Source organism: Varunaivibrio sulfuroxidans (assembly GCF_029318635.1).
Lineage (GTDB): Bacteria > Pseudomonadota > Alphaproteobacteria > Rhodospirillales > Magnetovibrionaceae > Varunaivibrio > Varunaivibrio sulfuroxidans.
The window spans coordinates 287501-304097 of the sequence record NZ_CP119676.1 but is presented as its reverse complement, the minus strand read 5'-3'; the positions used below and the strand labels follow the sequence as shown (position 1 = coordinate 304097).

The window sequence follows — 16597 nt, the reverse complement described above, 5'->3', positions numbered from 1 at the left end:
TACGAAAAAGACGCAAGGCTCTTTATCCGCTTATCCGTAGAATCCACGAATAAGGAACCCGACCGTCAGAAAGTGAATTTGGGTGCGTTCGCGAAATCATGCAAGAGGGGGCACGCGGCATCGAATAAATCAACCTGGGAAAGGACGCCATCTTGCTTGTTCGCCAGAACGGCCTGCCCTCCTCCCCGCGCGCCTAACGCGACATAAACCATGCGCCCGCCGTCCGCCAACTGATCGCGCAACGCCGCCGGGACCTCAGCCACGCCGCCATTGATGAAAATCACATCATAAGGACCCTGCTCCGGGTATCCCGCGGGCAACGCTCCCTCGACAACGGCGACGGTGTCCAATCCCAACGCCGCCAGCGTATGCGCCGCCTCGTCGGCCAGCGCCTTATCGCTTTCCAGCGCGACGACGGTCGCCGCAAGTTTGGACAGCGCGGCGGCTTCGTAACCGCTGGCGCATCCGACGACGAGGGCAATGTCCTCCGCCTTGACGTCCGCCGCCTGGAGAAGGCGCGCCAAAACCATCGGCTCCATAAGGACGCGACCGCCGCCGAGGGAAATATCTTCGTCCATGTACGCGAGCGCCTGAAGGCGTTCGGGAACAAATTTTTCGCGAGGCAAGGTTTCCATTGCCTCCAGAACCAAGGGATCCCGGACCTTGTTGGTGCGGACTTGGCTTTCAACCATGTTGTGGCGTGCGGCGGAAAAATCCATCGTGCACTTCCTTTTGTCGGCTGGGGTTCTCTGTAACGTGTGCCTTATGCAACGTCATAACGCTAAACACATGAAAAAACGATAGCAGCCCCCTGAGAGGTCGGGGACGAACGAACGGTCAGGATCGCACGCACCTTTCATCCTTCAGAATAACGCCCACCGGGAACCGGCGCCCCACGACGCGCATAGCGCGAACCCGCAGGAGCGGTGGACGGGACTGACGTTTTCAAGATACGCACGATCAGGCAGACTCCGTCGCCCTTTTTATAGGGCCAAACGCGTTCGCCTGACAATCCCGATCCGATCCAAGCGGTCGAGAAATATCCCATCGCCGCCATCCCGCGAACTGGAATCGACGCGGCGCGAACATAAACAACGACCGACGACCTTTACAAGGGCCGTGACGGGCGCAAATTCGGCGCGAGAAGCGGCGTTCGCCTCTTCATTCCGGCGTGCGGAGGGAAATGGAAAACACCCTCTGTGCAAAAAAAAATACAAAACTGCAATTTGCGTGCTTGACCACGGAGGCGCCAAGCGTCTAATTTCCGCCTGCCCTTGGGATGAGGCGTAAATGGATCCCCGGTTGGTGGCCTTCGTTGGTCGCCGTCGGCGAAATTGGCGCGGTGGCGGAGTGGCTACGCAGCGGCCTGCAAAGCCGTGTACACCGGTTCGATTCCGGTCCGCGCCTCCATCATTCCGGGGTTGCCTGATCCGAGGTAGCTCAGCGGTAGAGCAGTCGGCTGTTAACCGACCGGTCGTCAGTTCGAATCTGACCCTCGGAGCCATCTTAAAAACGGTCGGAATCACAAGTTCCGACCGTTTTTATTTGCTTTAATTTACGCGGCAATAAAAAAATTTCCGCTCCATTCCTCTTCTCCTCTTCCACCATAATCGCAAATCGTCCCAAATTGCGAACCGCCCCACATCTCTGGCCCCACATCTCTGATTGTGTGTTAAGTGGTTTCCGGACTCCCCATACATCAAATTTTGCAAACGATAGATATAGCTCACATCGGCGTCCGAATTTCGAAAGGCGGCTCTAAGGAAAGCTCAACCCCTTATAAGATTTGATCTTTTCTGGAAGTCATCGTACCTTGTATTCCCTATAAAATGAGGGTTGCACGAAAACCTCATAACGTGCTCTGCCGGTGGGAAATTTGCCCGCCCTCTTCCCAGGCCGCCGTTCGCCGTGGAGGGGGCGCGATGAAAAAATCCCCCTGCCCCGAGGAAGGAAATTGTCCGTGGGACGTTCACCGAAAGCCCGCTCAAAGGGCGTGGAAAATAACGACAAACACGGACGGACGAACGTTCCGGGAATGCAAAATCTTGAGGCATTGGCCGAAATTCGCCATTTACACCAAACCATCTGGACGCTGCGTGAGAACCTGGAGACTTTGAGCTTCGAAAAGGATGAGGCCGTCCAAAAGACCGTCGCCTCAACCAATCAGGAAATCATCCAATTACGCGCAACCTGCCAGGCGCTGCGCGGCGAACTGGAAAAACTACGCTTCGACAAGGACGAGGCCGTTCAAAAAGCGACCCGCAACAACGCCGATGAGATCGCTCAGCTTCAGGGAACCGTCGCCGCTCTGCGCGAATCTTTGGAAAAAGCCAACTTCACCTACCAAGATCGCCAACAAAAAATGGCGGCCCAGCATCGGGACGAAATCCGTCAGTTGCATGAAACCATCGCGACCTTGCGCGACATGATCGAGATCCGCTAATGACGAAAACATCGGCCCCGAAAAAACCCTCATCCCCCGCCCGGAAACAACCCGAATCAAACGGCGCGCCCAGACGCACGCCGTCAACGTCGGCGTTGCGCCTGCGCCGCACCGAAATGCTTCTCGACATTTCGCACAAAATGGCCGCGCTCGACACTCTAGACGAGGTCTTGCTCGCCCTCGTGGATATCGTCACCCACGAGACCAAGGCCGAACGGGGATCTCTTTTTCTCAATGACCCCAGCAGTGGAGAATTATATTCCCGCGTCGCCCAGGGCGAAGATATCCGCGAAATCCGCATGCTCAACGACACGGGGATCGCCGGGTGGGTGTTCACCTCGGGCGAGGGACGCATCGTCCACGATCCCTATGCCGACCCCCATTTCAATCGAACGATCGACGAGCAGACCGGTTTTCGCACCCGGAACATCTTGTGCGCCCCAATTACCACCGTCAGAGGCGAGGTGATTGGCGTCGTACAGGCCCTCAACAAGCAAAAAGGGCGCTTCACGAAAGACGACATGGCCTTGCTCGAAGCAATGACGACCCAGGCCTGTATCGCCCTGCAAAACACGCAAACCATCGAAAGAATGGAAAAAAAGAGAGTTCAGGAGTTGGAATTCCTGGACATCGTCGCCGACGTTACCGGCGAAATCAACCTCAACGCCCTGCTGCAAAAAGTCATGGGCGAAGCGACGCGCATGCTCGGCGCCGAACGCTCCACCCTGTTCTTGAACGACGACAAAACACAGGAACTGTGGTCTAGCGTCGGCGAAGGGTTGGACCAGGTGCAAATCCGCCTCCCCAACCACCTCGGCATTGCGGGCAGCGTCTACACCTCGGGGCAAACGGTCAATATCCCCCACGCCTACGCCGATCTGCGCTTCAATCCCAGCTTCGATAAAAAGACCGGGTTTTTCACCCGCTCCATTCTGTGCGTCCCGGTCGTCAATAAGGCGGGGCGGGTGATCGGCGTCACCCAATGCCTGAACAAACGCGGTGGGCCGTTCACCGGCGAGGACGAGCAGCGCCTCAAGGCGTTCACCGCCCAAGTTTCGATCGGGCTTGAAAACGCCAAGCTGTTCAGCGACGTGCAGAACATGAAGAACTATAACGAATCGATGTTGCAAAGCATGTCCAACGGCGTCGTCACGCTTGACGAGGACGGTCGCATCGTCACTTGCAACGCCGCCGGTGTCGCGATTTTCAAGGCCGAAGACAGCGCGGCGATCATCTCCAAGCCGGCGGATGAATTTTTCAGCGCTCCCAACGACTGGGTGATCGAGAAAATTCACAAGGTCGATAAAACCCAAATCAGCGACATCACCGTCGATGGCGAGTTAACCTTCGGCGGCGAAAAAATTTCCGTCAACCTGACCGTCCTCCCCCTGATCAGCACCGATAAAAATAAATTGGGCGCGATGATCATGATTGAGGACATCAGCGCCGAAAAACGCATGAAATCAACCATGTCACGCTATATGGATCCGGGTGTCGCCGATCAATTACTGGGGCAAGGTGAAAACCTGTTGGGCGGCACCGCCACCACGGCGACGGTGCTGTTTTCCGACATTCGCAGCTTCACCACCATCACCGAGGAATTGGGCGCTCAAGGCACCGTCCAATTGTTGAATGAGTATTTCACCATCATGGTCGATTGTATTTCCCATGAAGGTGGCATGCTCGACAAGTTCATCGGTGATGCGATCATGGCCGCGTTCGGCATCCCGATCGCCCACGGCGACGACGAGGACCGCGCCGTGCGCGCCGCGATTGCGATGATCGTCAAGCTTCACGAGTGGAACGAGGTGCGCATCGCCCGAGGGCAACGCCCCATCGATCACGGCATCGGACTTAACACCGACACCGTGGTTTCGGGCAGCATCGGCAGCCCCAAGCGGATGGATTACACGATCATCGGCGACGGCGTAAACCTGGCCGCGCGCCTGGAAAGCGCATGCAAGCAGTATTCGGCGAATTTGCTCATCAGCGAGTTCACCTTCGCGCGCCTCAAGGGCACCTATCGTATTCGCGATATCGACGATGTCGTCGTCAAAGGGAAGACCAAACCGGTCCGCGTCTACGAGGTCCTCGACCACCACAGCGAAGACACCTTCCCCAACGCCATGGAACTGATCAATCATTTTAAAGAGGGACGGACCCAATACCATAAGGGGAACTGGGACAAGGCGGTGAAATCCTTTGAGCAGTGCCTGACCATCAATCCTCGCGATGGGCTATCGCAAACCTATATCGAGCGCTGCCGACACCTGAAAAAGGACGCCCCGAAGGATTGGCGGGGCATTTGGGTGATGTCCTCGAAATAACGCCCCCTTTTCAGTCTTCGCCTCCGCCCGCGATCTCCCCCCGCCTTCACCTCGCTTATTTGCTTGTGGCGACAAATACGCCGTCCCAATCGGCCGGCGGCGAATTTCTCTCGTAGGCCGTGATACGCTCTTCGTAAAGATCCATTAATCCCTCGATATCGAAATACCGGGCGGATGGCCGCGCACGTTCAAGTCCGTCTCGCGCCGCCGCCCAATCCTGCTTGCGATAGGCCGAGATCATACTTTCACAAGTTTCTTTAAGGCTCTGAAATTCATTAATTTTTGCCACAGATTCGTCACCCAGAAGGGTGAAAATGCGGACCGCCTGATTTTTGCCCTTCACTTTGATCAAGTCCAGTTCGATCACCGCCAAGTCCGGCACCTGTTTTTGCGTGCTTTCACCGATGACGATACGCACGCCGTAATTTTTACTCTGCCCTTCCAGGCGCGAAGCTAAATTCACGCTGTCGCCGAGAACCGAATAATCGAAGCGCTGTTCGGAGCCCATGTTGCCGACCACGCATTCGCCGCTGTTGACGCCGACGCCGACCTTCAACGGAATATGTTTGCGCCCCTCCTCTTTCGCCTCTTGTTCCAGGCGCGCGTTGAGCGGCCCCATTTCCTCAAGCATCACCAGGGCGGATATGCAGGCATTGCGAGCATGCTCGGGATCGTCCAAAGGCGCGTTCCAAAACGCCATGATGCAATCGCCCATGTACTTATCGACGGTGCCTTTGTGCTTGAGGATCTGATCGGTCAACGGGGTCAGCAACTTATTGATCAAAGCCGTCAGACCGACCGCGTCGAACTGTTCGGAAATGGTGGTGAACCCGCGCACGTCGCAAAACAGGATCGACATGTCGCGCCGGTCCCCGCCCAATTTCAGCTTGCCCGGGTTGGCGGCCACCGCCTCGACCATATCCGGAGACAGATATTTCGAAAAAGCGTCGCGGGTTTGGCGGCGTTGGGCCTCCTCCCTGGCGTAGCTCATGTAGGTCAAAAAAGAATACAGCAAGAACGTCGCGATCACCGCGTAGGACACGTCGAACAGCATCCGCTTGTGGGCGAACAGGTACCACGACCCGCTGGCGCTGGACCCGGCGATCACCACCAACAACAGCAAGGTCCAGCGCGCGCCGATCAATGGCACCAGCCAGATCATCAACAACCCGCTACCGAGCAGCAACAAGGCCTCCAAAGAGCGCATGTAGGTCGGACGGCTCAGAAAATTACCGCCGAGGATGGTTTCGATCATCTGAGCGTGTATTTCCACCCCCGGAATCACGGAATCGACCGGCGTCGCCCGCAGATCGAGCAATCCCACGGCGGATGTCCCGACAAGGGCCAGTTTCCCGCGCAGTTTCGCGGCATCGACGGTGCCGTTCAGAACATCGACCGCGGAAATGTATTTCGATTTATCCGACTTGGAAAAATACGGCCACGCGCGACCGATCGAATCGGTGGTGACCTTCAACCCCTTGGGCGGAAACTGGCGCACCGGCGCGATGCCGACGTTCTTGACTCCAAAGCGCCCCACCGTCACCAACAAGGTCGGACGACCGAAAGCGACGCGCAACATTTCCAAGGAAAGGGCGGGATATATGTTGCCCCCATGGCGGAACAACAACGGAACCCGGCGGACGATTCCGTCGGTTTCGGGGATCAACGAAAAAATGCCGTGCCCCACGGCGGCCTTGTCGATCACCGGAACGTTGCGCACCAGGGTTCGGATGCTCTTGAGAAAGGATTGCGCCTGGACGCCTCGCGGCGCGCGAACGGCGACGGAGGTGCGAATGGGTGGGGGCGCATCTTTCTTATCCAGTGTCCCCCAGAAGCTCGCCTGCCCGAGCACGACGCGTTTGCCCCGGATCTCATCGGCCAGCACGCGATCATTGCTGGGCAATCCCTCTAGCCGTTTGCGCGTGGTGGGATCCAGCCCCTGCAGCGTCCGCGCCAAGACCCCCGGACTGGTCCGGTCCGCCTCGGGAAACACGATATCGAATCCCACCAAGCCGACACCCAAGGCGAATGCATTGTGCACCAGTTTGGCAAGAACGGTGCGCGACCACGGCCACTGACCGACTTCGGCCAAGCTGCGCTCGTCGATATCGATGATCACGGCGGGCTGGCGGTTCGCCGGTGGAATGGCGCGCGGTTTCGCCTGCTGATAGGCGTCGAAAACCTTAACCCTGAGCGTTTCGAGCTCTCGGGGGTTAAGCATGAAAACCCCTAAAAACGCCGCGAGAACGGCAAAGCCTAAAAGGCGGTCGGTGCGCAACGTTCCACGGATAAAGCGCATAAAAAAAGCAAGCCCATACCGCCCCATTGCACCAAGATATCCCTTCACCGACATCAGCCCTCCCCCATCACTCTTTTGCCCCGGATATCAAGGCGTTCCGTTTATCCCGGATGACCACCCATGAAAGGTGGATTTTAATATTTAGCTTTTTTAAGTTAAAAATACATATATATCCACACAGTTATCATGGCATGATCGTTTTGCCGTAACGTCGCGTTACGGAGCGCGCACCATCCCGATGCGAAAAAATATCCTTGATTATATTTAATCCGGGGTTGTTTTCGTTTAGGATTAGTTAAGACACAAACGACATACTTACTTGATTTACGGGGTATTTTTACAAAGAGCTTGGGGCGCTCGTTTACGAAAAATACCTTCAATTTGAAAAGGCGTGCCTTGTTTGGCCTCCGTGGCGTCCTCGCCATCGGTTTTGTCGTCTCCGCGATTGTTTTAAAATGACGACGGACAAATTCGGCCCAATGATTTAGTGAGTGCGCATGAGCGAAGAACCCCACGCAAGATCTTGGATACGCCCGTTTCTTGCCCCGATAAAGCCGATTTTCCGCGAAATTATTGCGATGTCGTTTTTCGTCAACGTGATGGCGCTCGCCGTTCCCGTGTTCGTCATGCAAGTGTACGATCGCGTCGTCTACAATCAAGGCATCAGCACGCTCGAAGGCTTGCTGATCGGCATGGTGTTCGTGCTGATTTTCGACTATGTCCTGCGTCAGGCGCGCTCACGCATTTTGCAGACTATCGCCCTGCGCGTGGATATCGAGGTCGGCAAACACCTGTTCGCCAAACTGATGGGCGCGCCGATGAAAGCCCTCGAAGCGCGGCCTTCGGCGTACTGGCAGGCCCTGTTTCGCGATGTTGACGTCGTTCGCAACACCTTGTCGGGGGCGTCCGCAGTTCTCGTCGCCGATCTCCCCTTCGTGGTCATCTTCGTAACCTTGATTTTTATCATCGCGACCCCCGTGGCGTGGGTTCTTTTGATCGTTCTTCCGGTCTTTATGTTTGTCGCCTGGCGTTCGGGCAACGTCATGGCCCAGGCCAACGCACAGGAATTGCGATCGACCCAGAGCCGTGACGATCTGATCGCGGAAATGATTTCCAGCCGCACCACGATCAAGGCGCTGGCCTTGGATCGCGCGTTGCGTCCGATCTGGGAGGAAAAGCACGCCAAGAACATCAAAAACGCCGTTGATCGCGGCCGCAAGACCGACAGCTTCACCAATCTGGGCGCATCGTTATCGATGCTGACGTCGATTTCCCTGACCACGATCGGCGTTCTTGCGATTATCGACCAGCAAATCACGATGGGCGCCCTGATCGCCACGAATATGCTATCTGGCCGCATTCTCGGCCCCCTCAACCAATTGGTGGGAACATGGCGAACCTATAACGGCTTCAATCAATCGGTGGAGCGTCTCGGGCAATTTTTCGACATGCCCTCGGAACGAGAGTCCAGCGACATCGAAATCGATCGGCCGCAAGGGCATTTGTCGATCGAGGCGGTCAGCTTCGCTTATGGCGAGGATCAGGCGCCGGTCGTCTCCAACGTCTCGTTCAAAGTCGAAAAAGGCGGCATTCACGCACTGGTCGGACGTAACGGCAGCGGCAAGACGACATTACTCAAATTGGTTCAGGGGCTTTATCATCCCAACAGTGGGCGGATCACCATTGACGATGCCGACATCGCTCAATTCACCCGCACGGAACTGGCCAGTTGGATGGGTTATGTGCCTCAGGAAAGCGTTCTTTTCGCGGGAACGATCCGCGACAACGTCGCCAAGCGCATGCCCGGGGCCAGCGATGAAGAAATCATCAAGGCGGCGACCGAGGCCGGCGTACATCACTTCATTATCGACATGCCCGACGGCTACGCCACCGAAATCGGCGAGGCCGGCGCGCGCTTGTCCGGTGGACAACGCCAAAGAATTGCCATCGCCCGCGCACTGGTTGGCGACCCCCCGGTGATCCTTCTCGACGAGCCGTCTTCTCACCTGGACCGCCACGCCGAACAGGAATTGCGCAACACGCTAAAGAAAATTTCTAAGGACCGCACGGTGATCGTCGTCACGCACAGCCCGATTTTGCTGGGGGCGTGCGACTATCTTTACGCGCTCGACCATGGCAAGTTGGCGCTGGCGGGGCCGTCCAGCGAAATATTGCCGCGGCTTTTCGGCGTCGCGAAACCGGCGACATCGGAGGAAGAGTCGCGCCCAAAACGTACGCCGAAGGGCGCGCCGCAAGAACAGCCGAAGGGCACGCCACAAGAACAAACGGGCGACACACAGACGCGCAAGCCGCCCCTTCCCGCGCCCTCCACAACGCCTTCGGTTGAAAAAAAGATACCGGCCTCTCTCCTGCGTGAACGACCTTCGCACGGCAAAGAGCCTTCCGCGCCGTCCGGCGCCCCGGCCTTGAATTTGACCCGGGCGCGCCAGAAAGCGGAAACGCCCCATGCTCCGCTGAATTGGGAACCCCCCAAACGGGATAAGCCCTTGGCCCCTATCGGCGCGCCCGGCACGCGAAAAAGCGTTCAAGCCCCCCAAGAACCACGGGCCGATAGGACGCCCCCCCAAAACAACACGCCGCCGGGCGCGCAAGCTTCCCCTCCGCCCACAACGGTGCTTCGTCCGCGTGGCGCACAGCCGATTTCGCCCGCGTCTTCCCCTCTCTCTCCTTCCCGGCAACCGTCCTCCCGAATCAAAGGACCTCAAGGAGGCGGGGCGACCGTCACCCTGCATCCACGCGGACGCGCCCCGACCCACAAGGTCGCCCCGGGCGAACATGTCACGCCACCGAAAACAGCATGGAAGATGGGCGCCCCTATCCGTCCTGTTTCGATCGACGGCGCGCCCGGCATCCACGCCTCTTCGGCCACGACCAAGTCCGGCGAAAAAGATCAATCTTCATCCCGCCCCACCCGGACGAATGCCGTCACCCTGCGCCCAATAACGCAGACTCGGATTGACGATCCCGACAACGACGAGGGCGACAAATGAACGCTTCGATGTCCTCACTTGTTTCACCGCAGACCCCCGTCCAGGGCGGCTCTCAAACACCCAAGCTCGATTCCATGCTCACATCCCACCCGGTGCCGACTTGGCGCCCGCTGGCATGGCCGGTCATGATTTTTTTGGGGTTGGCGTTCGTCTGGGCCAACTTCGCCACCCTTGACGAGGTCGCCTCCGCCCCCGGAGAGGTCGTTCCGCAAGGTAAGATCAAGGTCATCCAGCATCTTGAGGGGGGAATTATCCAAAAAATTTACGTTACCGAGGGGTCGGTCGTGCACGCCGGGCAACCCTTGATCCAACTCGACCTGGCCTCCGGTGGCGCCAATATCAACGAACTGAAGGTCCGCCTGGGTAATGAACTTTTGGTCAAGGCCAGACTGGAAGGAGAAACCCAGGACCACGAACCCGTTTTCCCCCCCGATTTGGTTAAGGAGCGCCCCTTGCAGGCGGAGGCGGAACGCCAAGCTTACAACGCGCGCAAACGCCAACTCGAAGCGGCCGTCGGCGTCCTGCAGGAATTGGTCAAACAGCGCGAACTGGACGTTCAGGAACTTGAGGCCAAGCGCCGCTCGACGGCAACCAATCTAAAGCTCGCCAAAGAACGTTTCGCCATGTCCACGTCTCTGCTCGCCGAAGGTTTGACGCCAAAGATGGAGCACTTGCAGTTGGATGCCGAAGTACAAAGTCTACAGGGCGAACTTCAGGGCCTCGGCCCGGCCATTCCGCGCGCCCGCGCCGCCGTCGCCGAAGCGCGCCAACGCGTAAAGGAAGAGGAAACCAAATTCCACCGCGAGGCCCAGGATGAACTTGGGAAAACCGAACAGAATATCGCGCGCATTCAGCAGTTGCTGAACAAAGCCAACGAACAGGGCGTGCGCGCCGAAATCAGGAGTCCCATCAACGGGATCGTGAAGAACATGACGACCAATACGATCGGCGGCGTTATCAAACCGGGCGAGCCAATCATGGAGATCGTCCCCACCGGCGAAAATTTGGTGATCGAAAGTAAGTTGCGCCCAACCGATAGAGGGTATGTCAGCGTAGGCCAAAACGCCCTCGTGAAAATATCGACATACGATTTCGCCCGCTACGGAGGCCTGCAAGGAAAAGTGATCCTCGTCGCGCCGGATTCCAGCACGGACGACAAGGGCAACCCATTTTTCCGCGTCGTGGTGCAAACCGAAAAAAACTATCTCGGCGCTACCCCAGGCGACCTCCCCATCATGCCCGGCATGGTCGCCACGGTGGACGTTCACACCGGGAAAAGAACGGTGATGGACTACTTGATGAAACCCGTCTTAAAGCTGCGTCACGAAGCCTTCCGGGAACGATGACCTCCAGCGCGCCAGATTAATAGGTCCTGACCCCAACGAAATGCGCGAACATATGCTTATTTTGGAAGAATTCTTAGATATCCTATGCTATCAAGTCGGTAACGGCGGCCCAACGGCGGGCGATATAACAAAAACGAACGGCTGAATTTGGGGTTACGCATGGGGGGTATGTCTTTTTCAACAATTTTCGGTGTCTTGGGCGCGTTTGGGCTTTTTCTTGGGGCCATCGCCTTCAGCACGACCCACTACTGGATATTTTTAAGCCTACAAAGCTTGGTCATGGTCGTCGGGGGAACTTTGGCTTCGACGTTCATTTCGTATGAGCCCCGTTATGTTTTTCTATCGCTCAAACTTATCGGCAAAATCATCTTCACGCAGAAAATTGGCCGTAACATTCTGAAAGCCGAAGTCGGACGCATCATTCGCTGGGCTTACACCGTGCAACGCTCCGGCGTTCCCGTTTTGGAAAAAGAGGCGCAAAAAGCGGTTCGTGGCGATCGGTTCTTGCGTTTCGGCGTCGAGATGGTCGTGTCCGGCTACACCGGCGAGGAAGTCCGCGAAATTTTAGCCAACTCGATCGAAACCACGTTTGGGCGCAACACGGTGCAGGTCAATATCCTCAAAAACATGGCCGCCGCCTCTCCGGCTTTCGGCATGATCGGCACCCTGGTGGGATTGATCATCATGCTCGACAGCATGGGCGCCGACCCAACAAAACTGGGGCCGGGGCTGGCGTTGGCGCTGATTACGACGCTCTATGGCATTATTCTCGCGCGCATGATTTTTCTTCCCGCAGCCAACAAGATCATGCAACGCGAACAGATCATCCGGTTCAGAAATTATCTCATCGCCGAAGGTCTGGTGATGCTCGCCGACCGCCGCAGTCCGCGCTATATCCAGGATAAAATGAACAGTTTCCTAGACCCCGCCATTCACTTCAACATTGATGCGGCACGGCGCAACCAGCAGACGGAGCAGGCCGCCCGCGCATAGAGGGGCGCGCCACCAAAACTTGAAATCCGAGGAATATCCGTGCCACCACCACCGCCGCCGATCGAAGACAATGACGAAGAAGACTGGCTGATCACTTACGCCGACGCCATTACGCTTTTGATGGCCTTCTTCGTTATGTTGGCCTCGTTTTCGAAAATCGACCTGCCGACATACGAAAAAGTTATGGCTGGAATCAGCAAGGAAATCGGAAAAAGCGACAGTAAAATAGCGACACCGATCGCCCTGATGAAGAAAGATATCGAGACCACCATCTTCGATATGAAAGCCGAACGGGCCGCCACGGTCACCACCGATGCTCGTGGAATCGTTATCGAATTGGCCGGCGGCGCCTTTTTCCCTTCGGGATCCGCGACCCTACGCCGCGAAACACTTCCCTTTCTGGCGAAAATCGCCGACACCCTACTCGATCCAAAATTCCGCGCCTACAAGGCCGAAATCGAAGGTCATACCGACGATGACCCGATTCACACCGTACAGTTTCCTTCGAATTGGCAACTGTCCAGCGCGCGCGCATCCAGCGTCGCCAATTTTTTCAATGAAAAGGGCGTGATCCTAAAACGCCTGCGCGCCACCGGCTTGGCCGACGCTTGGCCCAAGGTTCCCAACCGCACCCCCAAAAGCGTGGCGATACCGGAGAACCAAGCAAAAAACCGCCGGGTCGTGATTCATATCGTTCCTCTGACCTTGGATGAACGGGCAAAAATTCTTGCCGAGCAAGATGCTCTTTATGAAAGAGAACGCCAAAAAGAAGCCTTAAAAAAACAAGGTAAAAAGACCTCACCCCTCCGACAAAAACCAAAATAGCGCGCTGCAAAGTCTAAACCAGGGGAAATAAACGGACGGCATGTGGGCGTAAAGCCGCGGAAGGAACACACCCCCGCACGGCACACCCCCCCACACACGGGCACGGCACACCCCCAAGCGCGCATGACGCGGGCGTTACGTCCCTACTCTTTGTCCAAAACCACGACCATCCCTTCGCGGGCGGCGATCACGGAGGGCCAGACCTCCTTGGCCTCGGCCTCCAACTTATCCATGAAGGCGTCGTCATGCTCGGGGTCGTGATGAAAGATGACCATTTTTTTCGCCTTGGCCGCGCGACACAACTTAACCCCCTGGTTCCACGTGGAATGCCCCCAACCGACCTTGGCGGGGAACTCTTCCTCGGTGTAGGTGCAATCGTAAATGACCAGATCCGCCTCCTTGATCAGACCCACGATTGTCTGGTCGAGTTCACCGGGGACGTGTTCGGTATCGGTCACGTAGCACACGCTACGCCCTTCATGATTAATCCGATACGCGGTGGCGCCGTTGGGGTGACGCAAGGGCGCGGTCGCCACCTCCACGCCCGGGTAGGGCTGGAAAACTTCTCCGGCGATGAAATCACGAAAACGAAGAGTCGCCTGCATCGCTTCGAGAGGAACGGGAAACATCGGATTATCCATCTGTGCGGCGAGGACGTTTTGAATGCCGGTTTTGCTTTGCAAGTGCCCCGCCAAAATATCGATAGTGCACTTTGGATCGTACGCCGGCGTGAAAAAAGGAAATCCATTGATGTGATCCCAATGGGTATGGGTCATCAAAAGGTGAATATCCTGGACTTTATTTTTCACCAAAACCTGTCCAAGACCCCGAATTCCCGTCCCGGCGTCGAGAACGAAACAATGCCCCCCCGCCTGCACTTCGACACAACTGGTGTTACCGCCGTAGCGGATGTGGTCGGAAGAAGGGCATGCGATAGACCCACGCACGCCCCAAAACCTGATGACGATCGACATCTCGTACCTTTCCCAATCTCGGGCGCGAAAATCCTTCGTCGCCTCGGTGCTCCACCACGCAGGTCTGTTCGCTCACGGCCGAAACGCCGACGAAAAGCGACCATCAGCGTACGCAATATCTTCATCGGCATGCACGCCCTCGATCCGAAAAAGACAGAGGTGAGCCCTAAAGAATTCGCCATTAAGCGTAAAGACAAAATACACGATGAGCCATGGGTTCCATCACAGAGAATCCATTTTATGTCGCGTTCCGCCTCACGCACGCCGGCGTGTACCGATAATTGCGGGACCTTATCTCTGAATGGGCGCTTTGCCTCCCTACCTTTGGATTGCTATTGCTTTCCCGTCTCGGTCCGAAAAGGGTCGCAAGATTCGCTACACATTACAAGAATTCAAACCGCGCTACGCATTGCGTACAGACGGCCCCGACCGACACAACGGTCGTTTAAATCAATTGCACGGCGTCGCCGAGACATAACGACAGCCGGTCCTTAGCCGATCCGCCGTTAACGGCAATTTCCACCATACCGTAAGCATTTTCATACACAAGAGGGGCACTCTCGGGGACATCGGAAAAGGTGCGGTGAAAAGGGATGGAAAGTCCGTTAACGATAAGCCTCCCGCCCGGTTTTAACGTTTTCGCGCGCACACCGGTAAAGGCGTTTCCAAAACCATCGAAATAGACGATTTCGAACACATCGTCGGGCCAGTCGGGGCGGCGTATCGCTCCGGTGGCGTCCACCGCCTCCCCTGGAGTGGCGCACCCCCACGGCGTTGGAGGGACTCCGCGCGGGTTGTGATCGGCGCCCATGGCCCCACCACCATCGGAAATATCTTTCGCGAGACGACCCGCGACCGGAGCGAACAGGTCACGTCCATGGAACGTCACGCTCAGGTTCCGGGGTCGCCAAACGATCTCCCACGCTTGCATGTCTTTTTGCGCCGCACGCATGGGATACTCGAAAAGTCCATTATCCGGACCGACGAACCAGTGATCATCGCAACGAACGACAAGAGGGCGACGCGCGCCGCCGACGCCGGGATCGATAACGCAAACAAAAATGCTGCCCGCGGGAAAGTCTCGAGTCAGTCCCTGCAACACCTTGGACGAAAGCCGGGGATCATGGGCGGGCGCATCGACAAGAAGATCCTCGGCCCATAGCCCCGGCGCCCGTTGCGCAATTCTGGCGCGCATCTCGGCGGTGTAGGGAAGACCAAAATCACAAAACAGGTAAATCATCGCCCAATCCCGATCCAATTATCCAATCTCGCCAATTTTCCCACCCCCGAACGCCAACCCCAATCGCGCAATGGGAAAGAAGAAATCCCGCCCCAGATAGAGGTCCGGGACGGGATCATTGTGGGTGGAAGGCGCCATGCCGAGACGCCGTCATCCAACATCAAGCGGGTGCGGATACAGCCGTAAAATCGTCACCACCGAGAGAGACGGGCATCGCCTCGACAACGGCTTTTTTCACCTTATCGAAAGCGCGCACTTCGAGCTGGCGAACCCTTTCGCGAGAGATCCCGTAGTGCTGCCCCAATTCCTCCAACGTCACCGGGTCGTCCTTCAGGCGGCGCTCGATGAAGATATGGCGCTCACGCTCGTTCAGATTTTCCACGGCGCGCGCCAACAACTGGCCACGCAAAGCGCTTTCCTCACCTTCCGCCGCCAAGGTTTCCGGCGACAGTTCCTCGGAAACCAGATTATCTTGAAACTCCTGGCCATCCTCATCGGCGACCGGCGCATTCAAGGACAGATCCCGCGAAGCCATCCGGCGGTTCATGTTGACGATGTCGCCTTTGGAGATATCGAGGGCGTCGGACAACGTCGTCGCCTGATCGTCATCCAATTCACCACTATCGACGATACCCAGCGCTTTTTTGTGTTTACGCAGACTAAAAAATAACTTCTTCTGCGCCGCAACGGTTCCCATTTTGACCATCGACCACGAACGCAAAACGTACTCGGTTATCGCGGCGCGAATCCACCACATGGCGTATGTGGACAGGCGAAAGCCCCGCTCTGGATCAAATTTCTTAACCGCCTTCATCAAACCGATGTTGCCTTCGGAAACCAGATCCGCGACCGGCAAACCATAACCGCGGTAACCCATGGCGATCTTGGCGACAAGGCGCAGATGGCTGGTCACCAGCTTATGGGCCGCCTCCACATCGCCTTGCTTGCGATAGCGTTCGGCCAGCATGATCTCTTCCTGGGCGTCCAGAACGGGATATGTCCACGCCTCACGGAAATAGCGCGACAAACCGCTTTCCGTATTCAGCGCCGGTAGATTCAACTTTGTGCTTGTCATAGCGTACTTTCCTTAAGTCCAAGAAGCCGTCACGAAACAAAATCTTGCAAAAACACCCCGACCT

The 16597-nt window shown here is 56.8% G+C and carries 11 protein-coding genes and 2 tRNA genes; 8 read left to right on the top strand and 5 right to left on the bottom strand.

The genetic code is table 11. The features are described 5' to 3' along the window. Window positions 1-65: 65 nt before the first annotated feature. A complete protein-coding gene (locus tag P3M64_RS01300) occupies window positions 66-719 on the bottom strand; it encodes a protein-L-isoaspartate O-methyltransferase family protein (RefSeq protein WP_132939635.1) in 654 nt (217 codons plus the stop codon). Window positions 720-1336: 617 nt separating this feature from the next. Here P3M64_RS01300 and P3M64_RS01295 point away from each other — a divergent pair. From P3M64_RS01295 to P3M64_RS01280, 4 genes are all read left to right on the top strand, one after another. Continuing rightward, window positions 1337-1410, top strand: a tRNA-Cys gene (locus tag P3M64_RS01295). Between the two features lie 19 nt (window positions 1411-1429). After that, a tRNA-Asn gene (locus P3M64_RS01290) sits at window positions 1430-1504 on the top strand. Window positions 1505-1960: 456 nt separating this feature from the next. Continuing rightward, window positions 1961-2443 (top strand): hypothetical protein, encoded by a 483-nt coding sequence (locus P3M64_RS01285; protein ID WP_132939636.1) that lies wholly within the window; start codon window positions 1961-1963, stop codon window positions 2441-2443. Further along, on the top strand, window positions 2443-4770 hold the full coding sequence (locus tag P3M64_RS01280) for a GAF domain-containing protein (RefSeq protein ID WP_132939637.1): 2328 nt from the start codon (window positions 2443-2445) through the stop codon (window positions 4768-4770). The genes P3M64_RS01285 and P3M64_RS01280 overlap by 1 nt, the downstream gene beginning before the upstream one ends. A gap of 55 nt (window positions 4771-4825) precedes the next feature. Here P3M64_RS01280 and P3M64_RS01275 read toward each other — a convergent pair whose 3' ends face one another. Continuing rightward, window positions 4826-6991 (bottom strand): CHASE2 domain-containing protein, encoded by a 2166-nt coding sequence (locus P3M64_RS01275; protein WP_165886367.1) that lies wholly within the window; start codon window positions 6989-6991, stop codon window positions 4826-4828. 575 nt (window positions 6992-7566) lie between these two features. On the opposite strand from P3M64_RS01275, the gene P3M64_RS01270 reads away from it, so the two are divergent. The 4 genes from P3M64_RS01270 to P3M64_RS01255 all read left to right on the top strand — a co-directional run bounded on the left by P3M64_RS01270 (window position 7567) and on the right by P3M64_RS01255 (window position 13244). Further along, entirely contained in the window at window positions 7567-10080 is a 2514-nt protein-coding gene (locus tag P3M64_RS01270; RefSeq protein ID WP_132939639.1) for an ATP-binding cassette domain-containing protein, read from the top strand. A gap of 8 nt (window positions 10081-10088) precedes the next feature. Further along, the gene (locus P3M64_RS01265) at window positions 10089-11426 is read left to right on the top strand and encodes an HlyD family type I secretion periplasmic adaptor subunit (RefSeq protein ID WP_132939640.1); all 1338 of its coding nucleotides are present in this window, start codon (window positions 10089-10091) and stop codon (window positions 11424-11426) included. Window positions 11427-11594: 168 nt separating this feature from the next. Continuing rightward, complete coding sequence (locus P3M64_RS01260) at window positions 11595-12419, top strand: motility protein A (protein ID WP_132939641.1); 825 nt, start codon at window positions 11595-11597, stop codon at window positions 12417-12419. Window positions 12420-12458: 39 nt separating this feature from the next. Beyond that, window positions 12459-13244 carry an OmpA/MotB family protein gene (locus P3M64_RS01255; protein ID WP_132939642.1) on the top strand — a complete coding sequence of 262 codons (786 nt, stop codon included), beginning with the start codon at window positions 12459-12461 and terminating at the stop codon, window positions 13242-13244. Between the two features lie 143 nt (window positions 13245-13387). Here the strand turns inward: P3M64_RS01255 and P3M64_RS01250 are convergent, their stop codons facing one another. From P3M64_RS01250 to rpoH, 3 genes are all read right to left on the bottom strand, one after another. Beyond that, window positions 13388-14218 carry an MBL fold metallo-hydrolase gene (locus tag P3M64_RS01250; RefSeq protein ID WP_132939643.1) on the bottom strand — a complete coding sequence of 277 codons (831 nt, stop codon included), beginning with the start codon at window positions 14216-14218 and terminating at the stop codon, window positions 13388-13390. 445 nt (window positions 14219-14663) lie between these two features. Further along, window positions 14664-15458, bottom strand: a complete 795-nt coding sequence (locus P3M64_RS01245) for an SAM hydrolase/SAM-dependent halogenase family protein (RefSeq protein WP_132939644.1) — start codon at window positions 15456-15458, stop codon at window positions 14664-14666. A 160-nt stretch (window positions 15459-15618) separates the two neighbouring features. After that, complete coding sequence (gene rpoH / locus P3M64_RS01240) at window positions 15619-16533, bottom strand: RNA polymerase sigma factor RpoH (protein ID WP_132939645.1); 915 nt, start codon at window positions 16531-16533, stop codon at window positions 15619-15621. Between the last annotated feature and the right edge of the window lie 64 nt (window positions 16534-16597).